Here is a 22,357-nt window from a genome sequence, read left to right on the forward strand (position 1 = left end):
GATTCACAGTAAACATGCGGCTTTTAGCCGTCTTCACCGTATATCGGTGAATAATTCAGGTTTATAGAATCAATTAAATTGGCATAATCATCCTCAGGTATATCATCCGGGGTGATAGAAGGATCATTTTCTCGGGGTGGGGAAAAGCTTCAAGTCCCATCTTGCTTTGCAAACGATACATCAAATTTTCCAATATGGAAAATTATTTCTTTATCAAATGTACAATTCCTATGTTATAATTAATTTAGGCATCCTATATACTTTAGTTATATTCAAGAAAACGAAGGAGAAATAGATTATGACTAAAAGTTTAAAGTACAAGGATGTTCTGAAAAATCGGGAATACAGAAAGCTTCTGCTCAGTTCGGTTATCAACAGATTGGGCGATTCCATTGATGCCATCGCCTTCACCTGGCTTGTATATCAGATTACGAGAAGCGCGTCGTGGGCGGCACTGATTTATGGACTCAATGTGCTTCCGAATATTGTGGTTCAGCCATTCATCGGACCAATTGTTGAGAAGATGGATAAAAAGAAGGTTATCGTTGTGACGGATATCTTAAGGGCAGTGATCATTGCTATCTTTGCTTTTATGTATGTGGCCAAAATCGTAAATCCATATATTATGGCAGGGTTCACACTTTTGATTACGACAGTAGAATCCTTTTGCCTGCCGGCATCCGGCGCATTTACGCCGAGTGTGTTGAGAGAGGAAGAATTGGCACATGGCATGAGTCTTCGCTCTAGCCTTTCAGATGTGTTTTCTTTGATCGGGACAGGCTGTGCCGGTGTAATCATAGCAAAGCTTGGTGTTCAGGGGGCTATGATTATTGACGCTTCCACCTTTGTGGTTGCCGGAATTTTGGTTTTCTTTACGAAGACCATTGCTGAAAAATCCGCCGAGACGATAAAAGAACCTACTCCGGAAAAGGCTGAGGACAATGCCGGCGCAAAAGAATCTTATGGCGCCATGCTTAAAGATGGCTTATCCTATGTGCTCCGTAATCATGCCATTTTAAATATTTGTTTTGTGGCTGTTTTGATGAATTTCTTCCTTGTGCCGCTGAATTCTCTGCAGGCGCCTATCGCAGAGAGCATATATGGGCTGGAAAGCGGCTTTTTGAGTATGATAGGAATGACCGCTGCAATTGGAGGTATCGTTGGATCTTTTATCACTCCGATGGTTACAGAGAAGATGTCCACCAAACAAGTAATCGTGTGTTTTGGAATGGTCATTGGAGTCTTTATGTTTTTGATGTCCAGAGGAAACATATTCGGCGGAGCTGAATTGCCGGGATATGCTTTTGCAGGTCTGTGCTTTTTCATGATGGTAATGTCAGCATCTGTATGCAGTGGATGTATCAACATACAGTTTGTAAAAAGCTGTGATCAGAATTATCTGGCCAGAGCCGGAGCAGTATTAAATGCCGGTGGAATGGCAGCCACACCGATTGCAGCCTTGCTGGTTAGTATTGTATCGGTTCGGTTGAGCGCCGCGTTTTTGATTGCAGTTTGCGGAATTATCATGGTGGTATTATTGATATTTGTTTCCATGAGTAAGCTTGATTTTGAAATAGAAGGAAAGAAGGAATTGGTTGATGCAGCTTAAACTCGCCGAAAATATAAAGAAATATCGTAAGGACATGGGACTGACGCAGGAAGGACTTGCGGATGCGCTTGGCGTCACGGTTGGAGCTGTGTCGAAATGGGAAAACGGCAATAATGTACCCGATGTCATCATGATGATGGCACTTGCGGATTTCTTTAATATTTCCATGGATGAGCTTTTGGGCTTTCAACTATCATCAAAGAAGATAGAAGATATGTGCAAGGAAATCGATACCCTTGCCAGAAAACATCGATTCGATGAAGCAATCATGATTGCGAAGGATGCGATGGTGAGATATCCTCAAACTTTTAAAGTGCTTTATACCTGTGGGGATATGTACAATTATAAGTTTTTTGAAACAAGGGCGAAGAAAGATTCAGAGGAGGCTATCCGGATTTTTGAGAAAGCACTTGAATTTGTTTCTCAAAGTGAAGAGAAGGAACTGATGGAGTTTGCAATCCGTTCCAAGATGGCATACTTGTATCGGAAGATTGATCCCACAAAAGCAATCGAGTTGTTGAAGCGGACAAACTATGACGGAGCAAGATGCAACGAAATCGGTGTGGTTTTATTGGATATGGAGAAGAATGAAGAGGCTCTTGAACATTTTTCGTTGGCACTTCTGAAAAACTATACAGACCAGCTGGCGACTGTCAATAATATGGTAAATGCCCTTATGAAAACAGGGAAAGGTGTAGATTTGCAGAATGCTGCAGATCTTGTAAAAACCGAACTGAAAATAGTGAGCGATTATGGGATTCAGGGAGAAGTGAATATCACATATAAGCTGCGAGCATTTCTTTGCATTTTGATGGCATATCTTATGGCTTTTATGGGCAAACAGAAGAAGATGGAAGAATATGTGCAGGAAGCTTTTGAACTGGCATGTAGTTTTGATGAAGCAAAGGTTGGAGATGATGTGTTTTCGGGGCTAAGATACAATTATTTCGCTAAGGAAAAAGTCAAAGGTTATGACTCTTCCGGAACAAGTGCAATCAATAGCGTTACGGCGATGATTGAGAAAAAGCTGGATGAAACCGCTGAAAAAAACAAAGCAAACATTCGCCGGGTTTTGGACTGTTGGGAAAGGTTATTAAACCTTTGGGGACGGGGGTTAGCGGATAGTCGGGTGTCCCCAAAGGTGTAGTACCCCGTCCCCAAAGGAGAGTAATGTGTCCCAAAAGGATAAAATATAAAAAGTGTTCAAACGTTATTTTATAACGGTTGAACACTTTTTTGCTTGCAATAATTGTTATAATTTTTTAACATGATATTTTATTTGGAAAAAAGGCCATAAAAGACATTTTCGCGAATTTTACATCGTTTATCCAGATGACAGGCCGAAAGGGTCTATTTTGGGGCGATATTTAGAATGTTTTTATACCTTTAGGGACAGGTTACTCACCTTTGGGGACGGGGTACTATATACTTTGGGACACCCGACTATCCGCTAACCCCCGTCCCCAAAGGTGTAAAAAATCCCCGAATTTTGCCTCGGGGATTTTTCGTTTTCGTGAAAATGTTCCAAAGCATATTTTTTTTGAAAAAGAAAAAAGGATTTTCAAAAAGAACACTGAATTATAGTAATGTGGACCCATATGGTGAAAGGAGATTTTGAATGAGCATAATCAATATGCAAGGAAGAGATTTGAATGTAGATACACCTACAAAAGAAGAATTGGAAGAATTAGAAGAATTTGATCACGCAGAGGACAAAGAAGCCGATGATGATTTTGACAAATTTGATGTCAATGTGGAGGCAGAGGACTTCTTCGCATCCGACAGTGTTCGCGCATATTTGAAAGAAATCGGAAATTATCCGCTCTTGACCGCAGATGAGGAAATCGAATTGGCAAAGGCTATTTTGGCAGGAGGAGAAGAGGCAAAGAGCGCACGTGCAACGCTGGCAAATGCAAACCTTCGTCTGGTTGTCAGTGTGGCAAAGAGATATACCAACCGTGGTCTTGGTTTCCTGGATTTGATTCAGGAAGGCAACATCGGATTGCTCAAGGCAGTCGATAAATTTGACTATACCATGGGATATAAATTTTCAACCTATGCGACATGGTGGATCAAGCAGGCCATTTCGCGTGCCATCGCGGATCAGGCACGAACCATTCGTGTACCGGTTCATATGGTTGAAACCATGAACAAATTAAAGAGAGCACAGCGTGAGCTGACCATCACATTAAACCGCGTGCCAAACGAACAGGAATTGGCCGACGAGATGGAAGTATCGGTAGAACGTGTGCGTGAATTGTTAAAATTAAACCAGGATACCATCTCACTTGAGACTCCGATCGGAGAGGAAGATGACAGCAAACTGGGTGATTTTATCGAGGACAGCGATACAGCCAATCCGGTAACGGAAGTATCCAATATCATGCTTCATGAAAAAATTGAGGAGCTCCTTGAAACATTAACCGAGCGTGAGGCGGAAGTCATCCGACTACGTTTCGGACTCGAAGACAATCATGCCAGAACACTCGAAGAAGTCGGCGTGGAATTCGGCGTAACCAGAGAGCGTATCCGCCAGATTGAGGCAAAGGCGCTGCGCAAGCTTCGCCATCCAAGCAGAATCCGCCAAATCGAAGGATTCCAGTCATAATACAGCAAACAAAGATATCGTAATTTTGATGTGATTCATTCAAAATTGCGATATCTTTTTTGTTTTCTTATGGAAATCTTAATGGAATCTTAAAACATTCAGGAAACGATTCTTCTATAATAAGAGTATCAAGCAAAAAGGAGTTGACGGATATGATGAATGTACCGGAACTGGTAGTAATGCTGACTTATCAGGATCATACGGTCCCTGATGCGGCAGAGATCTTTGCACAGGCAAAAAATTCCAAAGCACATTTTTGGGGGTTCAAAGAAGAAGGCCTCGATCCCGATAAAATGAAAGAATTGTATGCTGCAATGAGGGAGGCCGGAAAGGAAACCTTTCTTGAAGTTGTGGCCTACAGTGAAGAAGAGGGATTGAGAGGCGCACAGATTGGTGCCCAATGCGGCGTGGATTATCTGATGGGAACCATTTATTCGGACCAGATCAATCAGTATTGCAGGGAACATCATTTGAAATATATGCCGTTTGTCGGAACGGTCACGCAGCGGCCGTCGGTATTGTCCGGCGAAATTGAGGACATGATTGCACAGGCGCAGGAGTATTTGAACAAAGGCGTGTACGGGATTGACCTACTGGGTTACCGATATACAGGGGATGCCTATGAATTATGCAAATGTTTTGTGGCAGCAGTGGATGCACCGGTTTGTCTTGCGGGCAGCATTGACAGCTTTGGACGACTCGATGAGGTGCGTTGCTGTCAACCGTGGACATTTACAATCGGAAGTGCATTTTTTGAACACAATTTCGGAGAACAATTGGAACAGCAAATCAATACGGTCTATGACTACATGGCAGGGGTATCGGCATGTTAAACAAGTTTTATCCTGATATGTATGTCAATAGTGTATTTGAGATTCCTTTTGATCGACTGTATGAAAAAGGATATCGCGGATTGATTCTGGATATCGATCTGACCCTGGTGCCGCACAATGCGGATGCGACACCGGAAATTGAAATTTTGTTTCAAATGATTCGTGCCATCGGATTTAAGACGGTATTGCTTTCGGATAATAGCAAAGAACGGATTGAGCGCTTCAACCGCAATATCGGGAGCGATTATATTGCGGAGGCTGACAAACCGAATCGCGTAGCCTATTTACAGGCCTTAAAGCAGATGAATCTGAAACCGTCGGAAACCATCTGTATCGGAGATCAGATTCTCAAAGATATTTATGGGGCAAAGAGATGTGGGATTGCCGGCATCCTGGTCCGGTATATCGGATTCGGGGACGGCAGTCCGATCGGCAGGAGACGCCGGATTGAGGCCTGGATTCTCAAATGTTACAGAAGAAAGAGAAAGGGGAAAAAAATGTTTTGTGATATCAACCCAACCTGCTACAAGATTTCGCAGCAAAAAGAAATCTGCAAGCGCCATTTTCGCAATCTGATTTATCGAGTGAAATATCCAAAAGAAAAAAGTACAGAAAAATATCCGGTTGTGGTTTATGAACATCATAACGGTCTGATCAAAACCGGAAAAGGAATCGACCCGGTCTTGCAGAACAATAAGGCAGTGAATATCAAACTGGCTGCCGAAGCGATGAACGGATTGCTGATCAAACCGGGAGAAACATTTTCTTTCTGGAAGACTGTGGGAAAGACAACCAAGCGTCGCGGATACCGTCCGGGTCGCGTACTGGTATGTGGCAAGCTGAAACCCGGCGTGGGAGGTGGCTTGTGCAATCTTGCAAATACATTGCATTTGCTGGTGCTGCACAGCCCACTGACAGTGACGGAATTCCATCAGCATTCCGACGCTCTGGCACCGGATCCGAACGGCATCCGCGTCCCGTTTAGTGCAGGGACCTCAGTCAATTATAATTATGTGGATTATCGATTCCGCAATGACACGAATCAGACATTTCAGATTTGCGCATGGTGCGAAGACAACCAGCTGTTCGCACAATTGCGTGCCGAAGAAGAATTACCGGAGCGCTATGAGCTGGTAGAACAGAACCATCATTTTCACAAAGAAGGGGACAAGTATTACCGTATCTCAAAGATTTACCGCCATATCATAGACAAACAATCCGGTGATGTTGTGGCAAAGAGACTGGTGCTGGACAACCATTCCGAGGTACTTTTTGATTATGATCTGATTCCGAAAGAATTGATTCGATAAAGTGACTGTGAAACAGAACCATCATATGATAAAATAACAAGCGTGACAAAAAACGAAAAAAGGAAAGAGTATTTTAACAATGGCAAAACTAGTATTTCGTTATGGGGCAATGGGTGCTTCAAAGACCGCAAACGCGTTGATGGTTCAATTCAATTATAAGGAGCGCGGAATGAATGCCGTGATTTTAAAACCGGCCTGTGAGACCAGAGACGGCCTCTCAATCATTCAGTCGAGAATGGGATTATCCGGGGAATGTACTGCGGTTGAAATATTCCTGGCCCAGCGACAGGACAACTTTTATGATGCGGATGAAATCGATGCAATTATCGTGGATGAAGCGCAATTCATGACCAGACAGCAGGTGGAGCAGTTCGCAAAGATTGTTGATGATTATGACATTCCGGTTCTTTGCTACGGCCTGAGAACTGATTTTCAGGGTAATTTTTTCGAGGGAAGCCGACGATTGATGGAAATCGCAGATAATATCCAGGAGATTCCCACCATATGCTGGTGTGGCAAAAAAGCCCGCTTTAATGCGCGTATCAGCAATGGCAGGAAAGTAGAATCCGGAGAACAGTTTGGACTTGGCGGCAATGATATGTATATCGCATTATGCCGCAAGCATTTTATGATGGGTCAGATTGGTCCGCAGGAATAGCAGACAATGCATTGCATAACCGTTTGTAATGCAGGAATCCAATCTCCTCATGCAGCTGTCTGATTTCATCGATTGTGGCAAGTCGGACATCAATGACTTCATGCGGATCGACGACAACCTTTGAGAGGTCAATGTCTGTTCGGATTTGATAAATATCCGCAAAATAATTATCGCCGCTTTCGGCATCTTCATTACAATAGGAGTCAATCAACCGGATATCGGCATTTGAGATGTCGAGTCCGGTTTCTTCATGCACTTCGCGGATGACAGCATCGTGGCTGCTTTCTCCGGCGGCAACACCGCCTCCCGGTATTTCCCATTCACCTGCAGCCCATTTCTTGTCGAGTGCGCGTTGTGTAATCAGATATTTTCCATCTTTTCCTTCTATCAAAGCCAGTACATAGAGCATGAACTGTCCCGGCTGTAATTTGGTCTTGCGTGGTAACTGCATACCGGTCGACCGGCGGTTTTTGTCATAGATATCAATCATTTCCATATGGATTTTGGTCCTTTCTCATATATGTTTACTTCTATCATATGCGATTATGATAATTTCGTCTAGTAATAAGCATTCGCATTTTTGTTGGCAAAAAAGAAAATGGATGGTATATTGGTACTATATGGAATGTTTCGGGAAGGAACTCTTATAGGGGGCTTACAATGGAAAAAATATATTTGGATGACAACATCAAAAGACTGCTTCAGGATACCCTGATCCCATTTGCACTGTATCGGCTGGAAAACCAGCGAATTAAGACAGTCATGGTCAGCGAAGGATTGTGCAATCTGTTTGGCGCTTCGCGGGAAGAAATCATCAATCTGCTGGATCGTGATATGTATCATTACACACATCCGGACGATCTGGTGCGTGCCCAGGAAGAAGGCATGCGTTTTGCGGCTGGCGGCGAGCAGTATGATATTGTATATCGTACACGCTCTGCAAAGGATTCGAATTATCATATTATCCATTCGGTGGGATCACATATGCTCGACCGAGACGGCAATTTGCTTTCACTGATCTGGTATGTGGAAGAGGGAACGGTTGAAGATGAGGAATTCGGCATTGGATACAGCCTGAAAAAAGCGCTGGCCGGAATGATTCACGAGGAGTCGATGGTGCGGGAAATTTACTTCGACCATCGCACAGGATTGCCGAATATGACATATTTCCTGCAATTGGCAGAAGCCGGTTGCAATGTGATTCGCCAGGAAAAACAGACACCGGTATTTTTGTTCTTTGATCTGACCGGATTGAAATTTTATAACCGCAAATACGGAATGCCGGAAGGCGATAAACTGTTATGTGCTTTTGCGGATATTCTGCGCATGTTCTTTGCAAACGAAAATTGCGGAAGGATGGGGCATGACCATTTTGTGGTATATACGGAGAATCATCATGTGGAAGAAACGCTCGAGCAGATTTTTGAAGCGCTGTCAAAGGCCAACGAGGGAAAGACACTTCCGGTCAGAGCCGGTATCTATGTGATGTCCGACCGGGAGGACGAAGCGGTTGATGTGACCATTGCCTGCGACTGTGCAAAGCTTGCATGTGATGAGAATAAGAATTTATTCCGCTCGCATTATACCTATTTTGATGAAAAATTACGCAAAAAGTTTGAAATGCGTGAATATGTAATTAATCATTTCAATGAAGCGATTGAAAAGAACTGGATTCATCCGTATTATCAGCAGATTGTTCGCACCGTGACGGGCGAAGTCTGTGATGCAGAGGCACTGGCCCGCTGGATTGATCCGGTCAGAGGCATGATTTCACCGGCGGAATTTATCGAAGTGCTTGAGGATGCAAGACTGATTCATCTGGCAGATTTGCACATCCTTGACTGTGTGCTGGCAGATCTGCAAAAATCATTGGATGATGACCTCGGAGCAATTCCGGTTTCCATCAATCTGTCCCGCTATGATTTTGAACTTTGCGATATTGTCGACGAAATCATCAGGCGTGTCGATCGGGCAGGTGTGCCACATGAATTGCTGAATATGGAAATCACGGAATCCGTAACCGGAATTGAAGAGGATTATGTGAAAGAACAGATCCGTCGCTTTCATGAAGCAGGATTTGAAGTATGGATGGATGATTTCGGAAGCGGATATTCGTCTTTGCATGTCCTGCAGCATTTTGATTTTGATGTCATCAAATTTGATATGGCATTCATGAAAAATTTTAATCTGGACGATGAAGACCAGGTTGTATTGTCATCGCTGATGCAGATGGTAACCCGCCTGGGTATCGATACGGTTGCGGAAGGCGTGGAAAGCCGTCAGCAGATCCGTTTCCTAAAAGAAATCGGATGCGACAAGATTCAAGGATATTATTTCAGCAAGCCGACCTCTTCGGAAGATTTGAATCATAAATACAAGAAAGGTGATGGAATCCCGTTTGAGAATCCGGAGTCAAAAGATTATATTGACGCAGTCAGCAAGGCAAATCTGCTGGATTATCTGACGCGTGGAGAATATGATTCCGATTTGACGCGTACCTTTGAACAGTTCAATCATCTGCCGCTCGGAATCATTGAGGTACAGAATGGTCACTTTCGAATCCTGCGCTATAATGATGCCTATGCACAATTTTTGGTACGCACAAATTTTGTCGACGAGGAAGATATCAAGGAAAGTATTTCAGTGCTGGATGTAAAGAGAAAACCGGAACCGGGATTCTGCAAAGCGGTAGACGATGCGGTTGATACGGCAGGATGGGTGCTGTTAAAAGACAGTGTGGAAGGCAATGTGCGCAGCAACGCTTATGTGCGCAAGCTGTCGACCAATCCGGTTAATCATGCAACGGCATTACTTGTGGTTGTTTTGACAATGGGAGAGTAATATAATAATAAACAGTGATACGAACGGGGGATATCCATGATTAAAATTGCAGTGGTAGGACTCGGAATGATTGGACAGCAGATGCTGCCGGTACTGAAAGAGATGCCGGAATATGAGATTGTTGCACTCTGTGGCACCGATCGTTCTAAAGATTCCATTCAACAATTACAGGAACAATATCAGGTGGAAAAGGTCTATTCGAATTATTCCAAGATGCTTAGGGATAAGCATTTTGATGCGGATCTTATCTATCTGGCCGTTCCGAATCATATGCATTATGTAATGGCAAAGGAAGCGGTGGAACACAATTTTCATGTGTTTGTCGAAAAGCCGTTTGTATTGAGCTATGAACATGCAAAAGAACTGGTTTCGATGGCGCGTGAGCGGCATCTGATTGTCTTGGAAGCAATTTCCAATCAGTATTTGCCGATTTTTGGACAAATCAAGGAAGCACTTCCGAGAGTCGGAACCATTCGTCAGGTGACAATGAATTTTTCGCAATATTCCAGCCGGTTTGACAAATTCCTGGCAGGAGAATATGTGCGCGTCTTTGATCCGGAGATTGGCGGCGGTGCGCTTTTGGATATCAATATCTATAATCTTCATCTTGCGGTGGGCTTGTTTGGCGGGCCTTCGGACGGAATCTATTTTGCCAATCAGATGCGCGGCGTGGATACGAGCGGAACTGTCGTATTGCGGTATCCGGATTTTATCTGCACCTGTATCGGAGCAAAGGATGCGCAGGGCCCGTCGGTTCTGTTGATTGAGGGAACAAAAGGTTATTTGGTAATCAAAGCCCCAACCAATACGCTGCAGGCCGCACTCGAATTTTATGATAACAGTTCCAAAGAAGTGGAAATCCTTTATCAGCCGGATGTAAATGTGCATCGTATGGTTTATGAATTCCGCGAGCTGGCCCGTTTGATTCAGGAGCGTGACTGGGAAGGCTGCCGCATGCGCCAGCAAGAGAGTGTGCGCGTATGTAAGCTGGCGGAACGGTTGCGATTGAACCAGAATACGGAAACCAATTTTTTTCACTAGTAATATCAGGGAGTAATCGGCGCATATGAACGCTTTAGAATTTGAACATATCTATTTCCGGCGTGGGTATTTCACCTTGTCGGATGTCTCTTTTTGCATTAAAATCGGCGAGACGGTCGCTGTTTCCGGACGAAGCGGATGCGGCAAGACGACGCTGTTCGAGCTGATGGGCAATGTGGTTAAGCCGGATGGTGGATTTATCCGCTATTTTGGCAAAGAAATGTATGAAGATGAGGCAAATATCCGGCGCAATATGTCATTGATGTTTGAGGAACCGAATTTTAACGGCGAACGCCGTGCGGAACAATTTGCCCGTGAATTTAAAAAGATAGAGCCTTCCTTTGATCTGGAAGGCTTTCGTGCGCGTTTGGATTGCTTTGGTCTCGATGAGAAAAAGCGGATCCGAATGTATTCAAAAGGCATGCGCAAAAAAATGATGCTTGCCTTTTTCCTCAGTCGCAACCCGCGGCTTCTTCTGATGGACGAACCAACCGGTGGGCTCGATACCCGTTCGCGAACGGAGGTATTTGATATGATTGAAGCATATCGCAGGGAGCATGAGCTGACGGTATTGTTTTCAACCCATCAAAAGGATGATATATCCGATTATGCCAATCGCATTTTGCATATGGAGAACGGAGGGATTCAATGAAAAAATTTCTTCGTCTATCATGGGGCGCAGATTCGACACCGCTGAATCTGCTCGGCGCGGTTGTGCTGTCCTTTTTCATCATGCTTTATATCAATACCTTTATCGGCGGATTTGGAGGAATCCCTGCATTCATTGCATATGCGTTTTGCTTCTTTCTGATTCGTTCCGTGCAGAAAGCGGGAAACCGGATCAGTCATTTTGTAGCAATCGACAGTGCGCGTGAACTCCGTTATATCTATTTCAGCTATGCGGAAGGCTATATCCTTTTTTACCTGATTATGAAGATTGTCCAGGTTTTTGCAGGAATTGCCGGATGGGGCAATATCGAGGGCAAATCGTTCGGAGAATATTTAAACGGCCTTTACGGCACGACCATTATGGAACGGTGGGCGTACATTTTTGTATTGATTTTTACCATCTCATTTGTGCTTTCCCTCTTTCCGCTGGTCATTATTCGAAAGACGAGTACCTGGCTGACATATGCATTCTGTAATCTGGTATTTCATACGATCGCCGTCGCAATCCTTGTCATTGCGGCAGCACAGTACATCAGACGTGCGGATATGAAAAAAGTATCATGTCTCCTGGATGCGCTTTTGCTATGTCAGATTAAGAGTACGGGTAAGGTGGTGCTGTATCTGATCCTGATCGGGATCTATGTCATTGTGGCGGTATTTGGAAGTTATTCGATTGCGCGCTGTATATACCGGCCGAAACCGGGGCGCGTGATTGCACATCCGGAAAAATATGTCACCATGACGGAGACGGAGATTGAGCAGGCACGGGAGCGCTCCCGCAAAAAAATCATCGGAATCAGCGCGGGAACATTTCTGGTTGTCGCGGCAGCTGCATTTTTATTTGTCTATATCTTTTTTATCCAAAAGGATGAGGAGGACCGCTTTAAGCAGGTGGGCGAATGTCTGACCGGGGATCTCTGCCGCGGCCCGATTGCATACGGCAGCACGGTTTATGTTCCGGTGGACGCGGACTGTGATCTCGCAGAATCCGGAGTGGCACTCGGATATCTGGCAAAACAGGGAGAGAATACGGCGAGCCGTTATTATCGCCTGGTCTCTGCCAATGTGTTATATAAGTCCATCAACAAAAATCATCTGTATCTGCAGGTTGCCGGCACTGAAAACCATACCTATTTGCCGATGAATTATATCGAAAAGCAGGAATTCTGGCGCAAGGATGAGTTGTTCCTCCTTTGGGATGAGGACTGGAAAGGCGAAAGCCTGTATTCCAAGGAAGTGACGGGATATTCCGTCTGCCCGAAGAAGCTGATTACCAAACTCGAAGAACAGTTTGGATATGTGAATTATGCGACGGATGATTTTAAAGACTATGATGCCTACTTTACCATCAGCGGATACAGTGATATCCAGCAGGCCTTTATGGATGACGTCTCTGCAGGGGACTGGGTCGGATGTATTCTCGTCAAGGACGACCGCTTTTATTACGGTTCGTATGAGAACGAAATCACCGGAGAGTTGCTGGAACTGTTGCATTCCGTCCTGGGCGGTGCGTAAGCGCAGAATATTACAAATGAATGCTGTCAGAAAAAGGAATACGGGATTCATTCGGGAATAATTAATTGTAAGGACTTTTTTGGAACCTAAAAAGGAGAATGTTATGACAATTCGAGAACAAATAGAGGAAATGGAACGGGAAACATTAAGTCCATTTGCATGTTTGAGTGTGGATTCCAAAGGAAGAGACCGGGATGAACCGCAATGTGATATCAGACCGGTATTTCAGCGCGACAGGGACCGTATTTTGCACAGCAAGGCGTTCCGACGCTTAAAAAATAAAACACAGGTTTTTCTGACCCCGAAAGGAGATCATTATCGGACGCGCATGTCGCATACCCTCGAGGTGTCGCAGAATGCGCGCACAATCGGAAAAGCTTTAAAATTAAACGAAGATCTGGTCGAGGCAATCGCCCTGGGCCATGATTTGGGTCATACACCGTTTGGACATGCCGGAGAGCGCACGCTTGCGCGTCTGACGGATGGAGCGTTCAAACACAATGAGCAGAGTGTGCGCATTGTGGAAAAACTCGAAAAAGACGGGGAAGGACTGAATCTGACATGGGAAGTCCGAAACGGGATTTTAAACCATGAGATGGAACTGATGCCGGACACACTCGAAGGCAGATGCGTTCGTCTGGCAGACAAGATTGCATACATCAATGCGGATTTTGATGATGGAATCAGAGCCGGTATTTTGAGCGAAGATGACATTCCGATGTCGATTCGCAGGGAACTTGGCTTCGATGTCAAGGCACGACTGGATTATATGATCCATGATATCATCATCAACAGCATGGGCAAAAATGATATCGTAATGTCAGCCGCCTGCTATGAAGCATTTTTGGAACTGCGCCAATACATGTTTGCAAATCTGTATACGAATCCGGTTGCAAAATCCGAGGAGGTCAAAGCGGACATCATGATTGAGCAGCTGTTCTACTGGTATATGGATCATGAGCAGGACCTGCCGGACAAGATGATCAAATTCCTGCAGGACGGTGAACCAAAAGAGCGTGTGGTATGTGATTATATTTCGGGCATGACAGACCAGTACGCAATCGAGAAATTCACACATCACTATATTCCGATGGCATGGCAGGTAGATGGATATTAAAGACGAAAGTGAGAAAGAACAAAGAGAGATATGCCATATTATTCAGATGATATAATTGAGGAAGTACGTTCCAAAAATGATATCGTGGATGTGATCGGCTCCTATGTAAAACTCGAAAAGAAGGGCAGCAATTATTTTGGATGTTGTCCCTTTCATGCGGAGAAGACGCCATCCTTTTCCGTGACGCCGAGCAAGCAGATGTTTTATTGCTTTGGATGTCACAAAGGCGGGAATGTATTTACTTTTTTACAAGAATACGAAAATTATTCCTTCGGGGAAGCACTCGAAGCGTTGGCAGACCGGGCCGGCGTCAATCTCCCGAAGCAGGAACTGACACCGGAAAAGAAACGCGAAGCCGACAAGCGGGAACTGCTGTTGGCAATCAACAAGGAAGCGGCGAAATATTTTTATACCCTGCTTCGCAGTGAGCGCGGAAAACGCGCCTATGATTATTTCAAGGGGCGCGAATTGTCGGACGAAACGATGCAGCGCTTCGGACTGGGATATTCGGATCAATACAGTGACGATCTCTACAAATATCTGCGCAAACGGGGATATGATGATATGCTTCTCAAGGAGAGCGGGCTGGTTGTCATCGATGAAGTGCGCGGAGGACATGACAAATTCTGGAATCGGGCGATGTTTCCGATTATGGATGTGCGGGGGCGTGTAATCGCATTCGGAGGTCGTGTCATGGGAGACGGCAATCCGAAATATCTGAATTCCCCTGAGACAAAGATTTTTAATAAAAGACGGAATTTATTTGCTTTATATTTTGCAAAGAATACCAAAAAAAATTATATGCTGCTCTGTGAAGGTTATATGGATGTCATATCCTTGCATCAGGCCGGATTCGATAATGCGGTTGCATCTCTTGGAACCGCGTTGACGGAGGAACAGGTCCAGCTGCTTTCACGCTACACCAAAGAAGTCTGTCTGACCTATGACAGTGACGGCGCGGGAGTAGATGCGGCAATACGTGCGATTCCGATGTTAAATAAAGTCGGAATCAAGACAAAGATCGTCAATATGCAACCGATGAAAGATCCGGATGAATTCATCAAAGCCTATGGGGCGGAAGAATATGAAAAGCGCATCAGGGATGCGGAAAACAGCTTTTTGTTTTTGATTCGGATCCTGTCACGGCAATATGACATGAGTGATCCGACGGATAAGAGCAGTTTCTTTCACGAGACGGCCAAACGACTGGCTGTCAGTTTTGAAGATACACTGGAACGGCGTATTTATGCGCGTGAGCTGGCAAAGAATTATGATGTCAGCGAGGACGAGCTGATGCAGATGGTCAACCGTCTGGGAGAGAGCGCAGGACTGATGCGTGAGAATGACCGCGCAAAGGATGGCCGAAGCCGGCCAAAAAAGGAAGATGGAATGAAAAAATCACAGATGCTTTTGCTGTCATGGCTTGCGGAGCGTCATGAGCTTTATCTTTCCATCAAAGGCAAAATCGGCGCGGATGATTTTACGGATCCGATGTGTCATCGTGCAGCACAGATGTTGTTTGAACAATTCGAATCGGGCAATGACATTGTTCCTGCCCGGATTATTGATGCTTTCACCGATACAGAGGAACAGTCGCAGATTGCAGGCATTTTTAATGCGGCGATTCACAAGGTGGAGAGCAAAGAGGATATGGAAAAGGCCATCAAGGAAACCATTATCCGAATCAAGCAAAACAGCATCGAGCAAACCTCTAAGAACTTAAGTCCTTCGGACATCGAAGGCTTGATGAAAATGATAGAAGATAAAAAGGCACTTGAGCATCTCGAAAAAATGAAAATCGAGATCTGATATGCCCGGAATAAGAAAAAGGATGGAAAAAAATGCCAAAGAAAAAGACAGAAGTAGAAGAAACCAAAGCAAACATGAGCAAGGAAAACGCGGCTGATTTTGATCAGGAAAAATTCGATGCCAGGGTAGCGGAACTTTTAGAACTTGGCAAGAAAAAGAAGAACATTCTTGAATATCAGGAAATCGTGGATTTCTTCAAGGGGATGAATCTTGCGCCGGACAAACTCGAATCTGTGCTGGAGACACTCGAGGGACAGCATATTGATGTGCTTCGCATGAGTGATGACACGACAGATGACGATGATGATTTCATTCCGGAGGACGATGATCAGCTCGAGGGCATCAACCTCGAGGATATTGATCTTTCCATTCCGGAGGGAATTTCGGTAGAAGATCCTGTCCGCATGTATTTAAAAGAAATCGGCAAAGTGTCTCTTTTGACAGCGGATGAGGAAATTGAACTCGCTCAGCAGATGGAAGCCGGAAATCTGGCTACCGAAAAAATCCTGATTCTCAAAGGTCGTCTGGAAGAAGCTTCAGACGAGGAAAAGGCAGAGATTCAGAATGAAATTAAGGAACTGCAAAAGGATATCGCAATCGGAGACCGCGCCAAGAAGCGCCTGGCAGAGGCAAACCTTCGTTTGGTTGTCTCCATTGCAAAGCGTTATGTGGGACGCGGTATGCTCTTTTTGGATTTGATTCAGGAAGGAAACCTTGGATTGATTAAGGCGGTTGAGAAATTTGATTATCGCAAAGGATACAAATTCTCGACTTATGCAACATGGTGGATTCGTCAGGCAATCACGCGTGCGATTGCGGATCAGGCAAGAACCATTCGTATTCCGGTTCATATGGTTGAGACCATCAACAAGCTGATTCGTGTATCGCGTCAGTTGTTGCAGGAACTCGGCAGAGAGCCGTCTCCGGAAGAAATCGCCGAAGAGATGGATATGCCTGTGGAGCGTGTGCGTGAAATCCTGAAAATTTCGCAGGAACCGGTATCTTTGGAGACCCCGATCGGTGAAGAAGAAGATTCGCATCTCGGCGACTTTATCAAAGATGACAATGTTCCAGTTCCGGCGGATGCTGCAGCCTTTACATTGTTAAAAGAACAGCTCGGAGAGGTGCTTGGCACATTGACGGATCGTGAGCAAAAGGTTTTGATTCTCCGATTCGGTCTGGAAGATGGAAGAGCACGTACACTCGAAGAGGTCGGACGCGAATTTAATGTTACCCGTGAACGTATCAGACAGATTGAAGCAAAAGCACTTCGCAAACTGCGTCATCCGAGCCGTAGCAGAAAATTAAAAGATTATCTCGAATAATAAGGATCAAAATACAGTATGATAAAATTGTCGAAGCGTATGGAAGCCGTTGCTGCCATGGTGACACCGGGATATAAAATATGTGATGTGGGAACGGATCATGCCTATATCCCGATTTATCTGGTACAATCCGGCGCGAATCCATCAGCACTGGCGATGGATTTGAGAGAGGGGCCGCTTTCGAGAGCTGACGAACATATCAGGGACTATCATCTGGAAGACCGCATTGCGACAAGACTTTCAGATGGAATTGAGGCACTGCAGGATGGGGAAGCAGACTCACTGATTATTGCAGGAATGGGTGGTGAAGTGGTACTTCACATTTTAAAAGCATTTCCGGAAAAATGTCGTCATTTCAAAGAAATGATTTTGCAACCGCAATCCGATGTGGATAAGGTGCGGCGCTACCTGAGGGAGAATGATTTCAAAATTGTGGATGAGGATATGATCCTTGAGGATGGCAAATACTATCCGATGTTTAAGGTCGTACCGCTTTCATGCGGGGAATCGTGGCAAAAGATGAAAGAGAATGCACGTATCGTCTGCGATTTGTATGGACCGCTTTTGCTCAGAAACGGAAATCCGGTTTTGCGGAAATTTCTGGTGAAAGAAAACAAGACACTCCGATCGATTCAGGTTGGCCTTGAAACCCGGACACAGACGGAATCGATTGCAATCAGGCTAAAGGAAGTGGAATTGCAACTGGCATACAATGAGGCTGCTTATTCCATCATGGGGGAAATTATCAATGCAGGAATATCAGATTAAGCTCTATTTGCCGGACGATACCTGTGTGCAGGTATCCGCACCGGCGGGAATGACACTCGAAGATTTGTATCTCCAACACAAAGATGCATATGATGCACCGGTCATGCTCGCGCAGGTTGGACACAAATTGCGTGAATTAAACAAAGAGATTAAGGCCGACGGCGAAGTTCGCTTTGTGACGATGCTGCATCCGGACGGACGGCGCACATACCGCCGCAGTATGACTATGCTGTTGCAAAAAGCGCTGGACAATGTCTATCGTACGGTTGCGGATACCACAACCCATGTAAAAGTCATGTATTCCCTCGGTCAGGGCTATTATTGTGAGTTCATCGGAGAGAACAGACGGATTCTGTCGCAGGAAGAACTCAATCGCGTCAAGGAAGAGATGCGTTGCATCGTAGACGCGGACTGCCCAATCAAAAAAGTCAGCTACAAATCAGAGCAGGCAGAAGAAATTTTCAAGGGACTGGGATTAAATGAAAAGGAACGGTTATTACATTATCGTCGCAGCTCCCGCGTGAATCTCTATGAATTAAACGGAATGCTCGACTATTTCTACGGATATATGGTGCCGTCCACCCGGTATCTGAAATGGTTTGACCTCGAAGCATATGAGGACGGCTTTGTATTGCTGTTCCCTGACAAAATCTACAATGAAGTAAAACCGCTTGAGACATCCAACAAGCTGCACAATACACTTCATGCTTCAAGAGAATGGAGCAACAAGCTCAATATCAGCAGCATCGGCGCATTAAATGATGTGATTGCACAGGGACGGGCACAGAAACTGATCCTGACGCATGAAGCATTGATGGAGCAGCGCATCGGCAATCTGGCCCAGACGATTGTAGATCATCCGGAAGTCAAATTTGTCATGATTGCGGGACCGTCTTCTTCCGGCAAGACTTCATTTGCCAATCGTTTGGCAATTCAGTTGCTGGCAAAGGGAACACGACCACATCCGGTCAGCCTTGACGATTATTATGTGGATCGCGACAAATGCCCGCGCAATCCGGACGGGTCGTTTGACTTTGAATGTTTAGAGTCGATTGATGTACCGAAATTCAATGAAGATATGTCAACGTTGCTCAACGGCGGTGAGATTAAGATGCCGTCTTTCAATTTCAAGACCGGAAAGCGTGAATATCGCGGTGAAACACTGAAATTAACCGAGAATGATATTCTTGTCATAGAAGGCATTCATGGCCTGAATGACAAATTGTCATATTCATTGCCGGACGAATGCAAATTCAGAATTTATATTTCGGCATTGACACAGCTCAATGTGGATGAACACAATCCGCTTCCGACGACAGACGGCCGTCTGATTCGCCGTATTGTGCGTGATGCGCGTACGCGCGGAACCAATGCACAGGAGACCATCGCAATGTGGCCTTCGGTTCGTGCCGGCGAAGAAAAATATATCTTCCCGTTCCAGGACAGTGCGGATGTGATTTTTAATTCGGCTTTGCTCTATGAACTGCCTGTTTTAAAAGTGTTCGCAGAGCCATTGCTGTTTCAGATTCCGCGCGAGGCGCCGGAATATTCTGAGGCAAAGCGCCTACTGAAATTCCTGGATTACTTCCTGCCGATGCCGGACAATGATGTGCCGCAGAATTCCCTTGTGCGTGAATTCGTCGGCGGCAGTGTATTTCATGTATAATCTGTGCGTGATTTTGACAGAATGCTTTTTTTCTGCTATATTATCACAGGTGCAGGACAGGCGATCGCGGCCGCAAGTGGGGAAACCCCGCGGGTGAGGAAAGTCCGGGCTTCATAGGGCAAGGATGCCGGTTAACGGCCGGTGGAGGAAACTCTAAGGATAGTGCAACAGAAAAGAAACCGCCAGCGCTTGCGCTGGTAAGGGTGGAATGGCAGTGTAAGAGACTACCGCGCTTTTGGTAACAAAAGTGGCAGTGTAAACCCCATCCGAAGCAAGACCGAATCAAAGCAATGATGTGGCCCGCTAGCTTTAGGTAGGTTGCTTGAGGCGACTGGCAACAGTCGTCCTAGATAGATGATCGCTCAACGACATAACCCGGCTTATCGTTCTGCTTATATGAAACCACCATGTTTTGCATGGTGGTTTCTTTTTTTTATAAATCTTACAATCATAAAGGGATTCTAAAATGTTTCTTAAAAAAGGGTACTTCGCTTGACGATGCGCTTTCAGACAGTTAACATTGCTTAATAGAAAGCAGGAAGGAAGTGACTGTATGAGACTTAGAGATCGATTTATCAGATTCATGTATGGCAGAAATGGTGTGGATCAATTGGGACAGGCTGAATCATTTGTGCTCCTCGCACTCGTGATTCTCGGATTGTTTTTCGGCCGTGTACCGGTTGTGAGAAGCATTTTATATATTGTGGTACTGGCTGGATTCATTCATATGTATTTTCGGATGTTTTCCAAGAATATTGCAAAGAGACAAAAAGAGAACCAATGGTTTTGCAACTGGCGTTATCAATTTGCCATTCGGCGCAACAAGCGAAGAGTGCGCAGAGAACAACGCAAGATTTACAGTTATTTTAAATGCCCGATGTGCAAGCAAAAGGTTCGCGTGCCAAAGGGACGGGGCAAGGTGTGTATCACCTGCCCGAAGTGTCGTCAGGAATTTGTACGAAAGGCATAGAATATGTTTGGATATGTCATGGTGGATCGCGATTCGCTTTCCGATGAAAACAAGAAAATTTATCAGGCATATTATTGTGGACTCTGTCAGCGCCTGCGCACCCGATATGGTGCGAAGGGTCAGCTGCTTTTGAATTATGATATTGTATTTTTACAGCTGCTTTTGACCGGTTTATATGAGCCAAAAGAGCAGATCCGTGAAAATTTCAGCTGTCATCTGCATCCGTTCAAGAAAAGACAGTTGCGTGAAAATGAACTGCTTGAATACTGTTCATCCATGAATGTTCTGCTGGCATATCACAATCTGCAGGACGACTGGCATGACAATCATAATTTCATCAAACATTCTTATGCGAAATGGCTGCAAAAGGATTATGAGCAGGCAAAGCATGACTATCCGAGACAGGCAAACGCAGTCGAAAATTATATGAAAAAACTGTCCGGATATGAGCAGAGTAATGAGCCAAATGTCGATCTGGTGGCCGGACTGACCGGCGAGATGCTGGGAGAGCTTTTTGCATACAAAAAGGATGAGTGGTATGATGAACTGAAAATCCTGGGAATGTTTTTGGGAAAATTCATCTATCTGATGGATGCCTATGAAGATGTAGACCGGGATATCAAGCACGGACGATATAATCCACTGACTGCGCTGAGGCAGGATTCGTCACAGAATTTTGAACTGATTTGCAATCTGCAAATGACAACCATGATATCGGAGTGCGCGAAATCTTTTGAGCGACTGCCGATTTTACTGTATTCGGATATTTTGCGCAATATTTTGTATTCGGGAGTCTGGACTAAATATCATTATATCCGACGAAAACGAGAGAAAAAACAAGAGGGAACATTATGAACGATCCATATCAGGTGCTCGGCGTCAGCCATAATGCATCAGATGATGAAATCAAAAAAGCATATCGCAAACTGAGTCGAAAATACCATCCGGATGCCAATGTGAACAATCCGAATCGAGAGCAGGCAGAGGAACGATTCAAACAGGTGCAGCAGGCTTATGACCGCATTATGAAAGAAAAACAGCAGGGGACCGGAGGCTATTCCGATCCATTTGGATTTGGGAATCATTACGGGAATCGAGGCAGTTATTATAATACTTATGAGGAAAGTGAAGAAGACAGCTATCTGAAGGCTGCTGCCAATTATATCGCGAACCGTTATTATCAGGAAGCGGTCAATGTGCTGAACAATATTCCTTTTTCAAAACGACGGGGCCGCTGGTATTATTTCAGCGCAATCGCGCAATGGGGACTGGGCAATACGACGGTTGCAATGGAGCAAATCAATCATGCCGTGGAACTCGAACCAAGCAATATGGAATACCGCCAGGCCAAAGAGCAAATGAGCGGAGGCACATGGTATGCAAGCCGTGCCAACGGATATGGATATAGTGGATTCGGGAATGCCACACAGGGTAGCGGAAGCTGGTGCATGGACATGCTGCTGCTGAATCTGTTTTGTCACTGTTGCACTCCATGTTAAAATCCAGTTATCATTCATAGTCTGTTTTATGATAAACATCCTCAGTCCATAAACCCGGTAACCCCTTCACTTTGCAAGAATATTTTGGTTTTCATATATGCAAAAGCTCGCATCCTGAT

19 protein-coding genes and 1 other RNA gene are annotated in these 22,357 nt (G+C 44.9%); 19 read left to right on the top strand and 1 reads right to left on the bottom strand.

All coding sequences use genetic code 11. From position 1 onward, the window contains the following. Nucleotides 1–298: 298 nt before the first annotated feature. From CSX02_RS05865 to CSX02_RS05890, 6 genes are all read left to right on the top strand, one after another. Nucleotides 299–1,609 (top strand): MFS transporter, encoded by a 1,311-nt coding sequence (locus CSX02_RS05865; RefSeq protein WP_099385983.1) that lies wholly within the window; start codon nt 299–301, stop codon nt 1,607–1,609. Further along, nucleotides 1,599–2,756 (top strand): helix-turn-helix domain-containing protein, encoded by a 1,158-nt coding sequence (locus tag CSX02_RS05870; protein ID WP_099385984.1) that lies wholly within the window; start codon nt 1,599–1,601, stop codon nt 2,754–2,756. Before CSX02_RS05865 ends, CSX02_RS05870 begins: the two co-directional genes overlap by 11 nt. 471 nt (nt 2,757–3,227) lie before the next feature. Beyond that, a complete protein-coding gene (gene rpoD / locus CSX02_RS05875; protein WP_099385985.1) occupies nt 3,228–4,217 on the top strand; it encodes an RNA polymerase sigma factor RpoD in 990 nt (329 codons plus the stop codon). 152 nt (nt 4,218–4,369) lie between these two features. Next, entirely contained in the window at nt 4,370–5,050 is a 681-nt protein-coding gene (locus CSX02_RS05880) for a hypothetical protein (protein WP_207653754.1), read from the top strand. Continuing rightward, complete coding sequence (locus CSX02_RS05885) at nt 5,044–6,360, top strand: YqeG family HAD IIIA-type phosphatase (protein ID WP_099385986.1); 1,317 nt, start codon at nt 5,044–5,046, stop codon at nt 6,358–6,360. Before CSX02_RS05880 ends, CSX02_RS05885 begins: the two co-directional genes overlap by 7 nt. A gap of 79 nt (nt 6,361–6,439) precedes the next feature. Beyond that, nucleotides 6,440–7,018, top strand: a complete 579-nt coding sequence (locus CSX02_RS05890) for a thymidine kinase (protein WP_031546235.1) — start codon at nt 6,440–6,442, stop codon at nt 7,016–7,018. Here CSX02_RS05890 and CSX02_RS05895 read toward each other — a convergent pair. Then, on the bottom strand, nt 6,987–7,514 hold the full coding sequence (locus CSX02_RS05895) for an NUDIX hydrolase (protein ID WP_099385987.1): 528 nt from the start codon (nt 7,512–7,514) through the stop codon (nt 6,987–6,989). The genes CSX02_RS05890 and CSX02_RS05895 overlap by 32 nt on opposite strands. 164 nt (nt 7,515–7,678) lie before the next feature. On the opposite strand from CSX02_RS05895, the gene CSX02_RS05900 reads away from it, so the two are divergent. From CSX02_RS05900 to CSX02_RS05960, 13 genes are all read left to right on the top strand, one after another. After that, on the top strand, nt 7,679–9,859 hold the full coding sequence (locus tag CSX02_RS05900; protein ID WP_099385988.1) for an EAL domain-containing protein: 2,181 nt from the start codon (nt 7,679–7,681) through the stop codon (nt 9,857–9,859). A 36-nt stretch (nt 9,860–9,895) separates the two neighbouring features. Then, nucleotides 9,896–10,900, top strand: coding sequence for a Gfo/Idh/MocA family protein (locus CSX02_RS05905; RefSeq protein WP_099385989.1), 1,005 nt, complete (start codon nt 9,896–9,898; stop codon nt 10,898–10,900). Between the two features lie 25 nt (nt 10,901–10,925). Beyond that, complete coding sequence (locus CSX02_RS05910) at nt 10,926–11,552, top strand: ATP-binding cassette domain-containing protein (RefSeq protein ID WP_099385990.1); 627 nt, start codon at nt 10,926–10,928, stop codon at nt 11,550–11,552. Continuing rightward, nucleotides 11,549–13,084, top strand: a complete 1,536-nt coding sequence (locus tag CSX02_RS05915) for a hypothetical protein (RefSeq protein ID WP_099385991.1) — start codon at nt 11,549–11,551, stop codon at nt 13,082–13,084. Before CSX02_RS05910 ends, CSX02_RS05915 begins: the two co-directional genes overlap by 4 nt. Before the next feature lie 103 nt (nt 13,085–13,187). After that, nucleotides 13,188–14,201, top strand: a complete 1,014-nt coding sequence (locus CSX02_RS05920; RefSeq protein WP_031546249.1) for a deoxyguanosinetriphosphate triphosphohydrolase — start codon at nt 13,188–13,190, stop codon at nt 14,199–14,201. A gap of 30 nt (nt 14,202–14,231) precedes the next feature. Then, entirely contained in the window at nt 14,232–16,010 is a 1,779-nt protein-coding gene (gene dnaG / locus CSX02_RS05925; protein WP_099385992.1) for a DNA primase, read from the top strand. Between the two features lie 74 nt (nt 16,011–16,084). Then, nucleotides 16,085–17,335, top strand: a complete 1,251-nt coding sequence (gene rpoD / locus CSX02_RS05930; protein ID WP_051638070.1) for an RNA polymerase sigma factor RpoD — start codon at nt 16,085–16,087, stop codon at nt 17,333–17,335. A gap of 18 nt (nt 17,336–17,353) precedes the next feature. Continuing rightward, nucleotides 17,354–18,103, top strand: coding sequence for a tRNA (adenine(22)-N(1))-methyltransferase (locus CSX02_RS05935; RefSeq protein ID WP_242970425.1), 750 nt, complete (start codon nt 17,354–17,356; stop codon nt 18,101–18,103). Next, on the top strand, nt 18,048–19,769 hold the full coding sequence (locus CSX02_RS05940) for a nucleoside kinase (RefSeq protein ID WP_242970426.1): 1,722 nt from the start codon (nt 18,048–18,050) through the stop codon (nt 19,767–19,769). The genes CSX02_RS05935 and CSX02_RS05940 overlap by 56 nt, the downstream gene beginning before the upstream one ends. Nucleotides 19,770–19,817: 48 nt before the next feature. Beyond that, nucleotides 19,818–20,168: RNase P RNA component class A (rnpB, locus tag CSX02_RS05945), an RNA gene on the top strand. A gap of 154 nt (nt 20,169–20,322) precedes the next feature. Further along, nucleotides 20,323–20,739: a hypothetical protein gene (locus CSX02_RS05950; protein WP_031546259.1), complete on the top strand. Its 417-nt coding sequence runs from the start codon at nt 20,323–20,325 to the stop codon at nt 20,737–20,739. A gap of 3 nt (nt 20,740–20,742) precedes the next feature. Next, nucleotides 20,743–21,594, top strand: a complete 852-nt coding sequence (locus CSX02_RS05955) for a DUF5685 family protein (RefSeq protein WP_099385994.1) — start codon at nt 20,743–20,745, stop codon at nt 21,592–21,594. Continuing rightward, nucleotides 21,591–22,238, top strand: coding sequence for a DnaJ domain-containing protein (locus CSX02_RS05960; RefSeq protein ID WP_031546263.1), 648 nt, complete (start codon nt 21,591–21,593; stop codon nt 22,236–22,238). The genes CSX02_RS05955 and CSX02_RS05960 overlap by 4 nt, the downstream gene beginning before the upstream one ends. The last annotated feature ends 119 nt before the right edge of the window (nt 22,239–22,357 follow it).

Source organism: Agathobacter ruminis, assembly GCF_002735305.1.
GTDB lineage: Bacteria > Bacillota > Clostridia > Lachnospirales > Lachnospiraceae > Roseburia > Roseburia ruminis.

What these genes read in the sequence shown, in the direction of transcription:
- CSX02_RS05865 (WP_099385983.1), top strand. Translation starts at nt 299, where the DNA reads ATGACTAAAAGTTTAAAGTACAAGGATGTTCTGAAAAATCGGGAATAC.
- CSX02_RS05870 (WP_099385984.1), top strand. Translation starts at nt 1,599, where the DNA reads ATGCAGCTTAAACTCGCCGAAAATATAAAGAAATATCGTAAGGACATG.
- rpoD (WP_099385985.1), top strand. Translation starts at nt 3,228, where the DNA reads ATGAGCATAATCAATATGCAAGGAAGAGATTTGAATGTAGATACACCT.
- CSX02_RS05880 (WP_207653754.1), top strand. Translation starts at nt 4,370, where the DNA reads ATGATGAATGTACCGGAACTGGTAGTAATGCTGACTTATCAGGATCAT.
- CSX02_RS05885 (WP_099385986.1), top strand. Translation starts at nt 5,044, where the DNA reads ATGTTAAACAAGTTTTATCCTGATATGTATGTCAATAGTGTATTTGAG.
- CSX02_RS05890 (WP_031546235.1), top strand. Translation starts at nt 6,440, where the DNA reads ATGGCAAAACTAGTATTTCGTTATGGGGCAATGGGTGCTTCAAAGACC.
- CSX02_RS05895 (WP_099385987.1), bottom strand. Translation starts at nt 7,514, where the DNA reads ATGGAAATGATTGATATCTATGACAAAAACCGCCGGTCGACCGGTATG.
- CSX02_RS05900 (WP_099385988.1), top strand. Translation starts at nt 7,679, where the DNA reads ATGGAAAAAATATATTTGGATGACAACATCAAAAGACTGCTTCAGGAT.
- CSX02_RS05905 (WP_099385989.1), top strand. Translation starts at nt 9,896, where the DNA reads ATGATTAAAATTGCAGTGGTAGGACTCGGAATGATTGGACAGCAGATG.
- CSX02_RS05910 (WP_099385990.1), top strand. Translation starts at nt 10,926, where the DNA reads ATGAACGCTTTAGAATTTGAACATATCTATTTCCGGCGTGGGTATTTC.
- CSX02_RS05915 (WP_099385991.1), top strand. Translation starts at nt 11,549, where the DNA reads ATGAAAAAATTTCTTCGTCTATCATGGGGCGCAGATTCGACACCGCTG.
- CSX02_RS05920 (WP_031546249.1), top strand. Translation starts at nt 13,188, where the DNA reads ATGACAATTCGAGAACAAATAGAGGAAATGGAACGGGAAACATTAAGT.
- dnaG (WP_099385992.1), top strand. Translation starts at nt 14,232, where the DNA reads ATGCCATATTATTCAGATGATATAATTGAGGAAGTACGTTCCAAAAAT.
- rpoD (WP_051638070.1), top strand. Translation starts at nt 16,085, where the DNA reads ATGAGCAAGGAAAACGCGGCTGATTTTGATCAGGAAAAATTCGATGCC.
- CSX02_RS05935 (WP_242970425.1), top strand. Translation starts at nt 17,354, where the DNA reads ATGATAAAATTGTCGAAGCGTATGGAAGCCGTTGCTGCCATGGTGACA.
- CSX02_RS05940 (WP_242970426.1), top strand. Translation starts at nt 18,048, where the DNA reads ATGAGGCTGCTTATTCCATCATGGGGGAAATTATCAATGCAGGAATAT.
- CSX02_RS05950 (WP_031546259.1), top strand. Translation starts at nt 20,323, where the DNA reads ATGAGACTTAGAGATCGATTTATCAGATTCATGTATGGCAGAAATGGT.
- CSX02_RS05955 (WP_099385994.1), top strand. Translation starts at nt 20,743, where the DNA reads ATGTTTGGATATGTCATGGTGGATCGCGATTCGCTTTCCGATGAAAAC.
- CSX02_RS05960 (WP_031546263.1), top strand. Translation starts at nt 21,591, where the DNA reads ATGAACGATCCATATCAGGTGCTCGGCGTCAGCCATAATGCATCAGAT.